Here is a 2,152-nt window from a genome sequence, read left to right as displayed (position 1 = left end):
GGAAGATCGCGGTCGCCGCACCCTGCATCACGCGCCCGACGATCAGCCAGGTCAGCGAGGTCGTGGTGGCGGCGAGCACCGATCCGGCGATCATCACGACGAGCACGCCGACGAGCGTGGGCTTCTTGCCGTGCTGGTCACCGAAGCGGCCGAGCAGCGGGGTGAACACGGCGGCGGACAGCAGTGTCGCGGTGGTCACCCAGCTCACGTTCGCCGTGCTGGCCTTCAGGTCGCTCTGGATCATCCCCAGGATCGGGACGACCAGGGTCTGCATCATCGAGACGACCATGGCGGCGAGCCCGAGCACCAGGACGATCCCGGTCTGCCCTGAGGACCTCGTCGACGCCGCTTGCTGTGTGTGAGACACGGAAAGTCTGCCCTAACTAGTTAACAACCTCGATGCTTGAGAACTTCAAGCAATAGCTGACCGTAGCCGTGAATATTTGAGATGGTCAAACTTCTTGGCGTAGGGTGAGTCACATGACAGGAACCAGCGGTGTGGACACGGACCAGCTCATGGAGCTCCTGTCGGTCTCGCTCGGGGCCTACTACGGCGACTTCACGGTGGCCGCGGCGAGCGAGAACCTCACGGCGAGCCAGGGCAAGACGCTGAACGTGCTGCGCCGGGGACCGGCCGCGATGCGGGCCCTCGCCACCATCCTGACCTGCGACGCCTCCAACATGACGGGGATCGTCGACCGGCTGGAGAAGCGCGACCTGGTGCGGCGCGAGCCCAGCCCCACCGACCGGCGCGTCAAGAACGTCGTCCTCACCGCCGAGGGCCGGCGCGTCATCGACGTGATCCGCGCGAAGATGGACACCACACGTGCGGGACTGAACAGGCTGAGCGAGGAGGAGCGGGACACGCTCTACGCTCTCTTGCAGCGAGCCTTCACCACGGAGCCCGCCGCGCTGCGACCCGGCGCCTGACCGACCCGCGTTCACGCACCCGGGCACGCGGGGGTCTTGCGTCGTCGGGATGCCGGGCGTCGGTGCCCGCGGCAGTCACCGCGGCAGCCGCCGACCGGTGAACGACCGAAACCCACGGGGGACGTAGACCGTGGGCACGGGCCACGCATACGGGCGTCGCCCGCCCGGTCCCGCCGCAAAACCGAACTGTCCGAACATCGCACACACGTGCGATGATCAGGCGCGTGATCACTCCGTCCCAGCAGCCGCCGCGCGCCCGCGCACGCACTTCCCAGAGCAGCCACACGGGCAGGTCGAGTACCGCCCGCAAGGCTCCCCGGACGCTTGCCCGTTGTGCGCAGACGGCGATAGGGGTGGCCACGGTCGCGGACGTGTTCCGGGCGGTGGCCCTCAGGGACCACCGGCTGCACCCCTCGGACGCGTCCATGAACTCGGGCTCGGTCTCCAGGGTGTTCGTCAATCTGATGGCGCTCTCGATCGTGCTGTTCCTCGTGTGGCTCGCCCGGACCCGGCGCAACGCCGAGCAGTTGTCTCCGCAGAGCCCGGTCCCGACCGCCGGCTGGACGATCGGCGCCTGGTTCATCCCTGTGGTCAACCTCTTCGCCCCCCGCGAGACGGTCATCGCCATCGGTCGCGCGAGCTCCCGGTCGTGGGACGCGAAGCGGGACGTCACGCTGGTGAATCTGTGGTGGGGCGCCTGGATCGGCCACGGGGTCGCGGTCGTGACGGCGACCCAGGTGGCCCCGGAGTCGATGGCCCTGCTCGTGGTGACCGAAGCGCTCATGATCGCGGCGGGCGTGCTGCTGGGGCTTGTCATCGAGCGCATCACGACGCTCCAGAGCACCGCGCTCAGCGCCGCAGCCCCCGCCTAGCCCCTGCCTCGGGGGTGAATCGGCCGCCTCCCCTTCCGCGTACGGTCCGGACGAAATCGGAGTGCGACGACGACCGCAGCCCGTGCAAACTCCACGCCATGGCCGCCGACACCGCCACGACACTTCAGGACAGGGCGATGCGTCATGTCGCGGATTCGTCCACGGGAGACCCCCTTCCATCCGATGTACGGGTGACGATGCACTTTCACCCGGATCGAGGCACGCGTGGCCGTCCCATCCTGGTCCAGATGGCCGGCGACGGCGTCTACCTTTGATCTTGGCCGGTGCTTCGGCGTTTGCGCCGGGGGTGAAGGCCGTCTCAGAGCTGCTCTGACCCGCACGTGAGCAGG

The 2,152-nt window shown here is 68.4% G+C and carries 3 protein-coding genes; 2 read left to right on the top strand and 1 reads right to left on the bottom strand.

Annotated elements, in window-relative coordinates; genetic code table 11:
• Nucleotides 1-367, bottom strand: a 367-nt coding sequence (locus ACWEBX_RS39445) for an MFS transporter (protein WP_451889522.1), incomplete at its 3' end; no start/stop codon positions are given.
• A gap of 113 nt (nt 368-480) precedes the next feature.
• Here ACWEBX_RS39445 and ACWEBX_RS39440 point away from each other — a divergent pair.
• Both ACWEBX_RS39440 and ACWEBX_RS39435 read left to right on the top strand, forming a co-directional pair.
• Nucleotides 481-930, top strand: a complete 450-nt coding sequence (locus ACWEBX_RS39440) for a MarR family winged helix-turn-helix transcriptional regulator (RefSeq protein WP_451889521.1) — start codon at nt 481-483, stop codon at nt 928-930.
• Nucleotides 931-1,154: 224 nt separating this feature from the next.
• Nucleotides 1,155-1,802, top strand: a complete 648-nt coding sequence (locus ACWEBX_RS39435) for a DUF4328 domain-containing protein (RefSeq protein ID WP_451889520.1) — start codon at nt 1,155-1,157, stop codon at nt 1,800-1,802.
• Nucleotides 1,803-2,152: the final 350 nt, after the last annotated feature.

Source organism: Streptomyces sp. NPDC005070 (assembly GCF_053600395.1).
The sequence above is the reverse complement of the archived record's forward strand: the minus strand, read 5'-3'. Positions and strand labels throughout refer to the sequence as shown.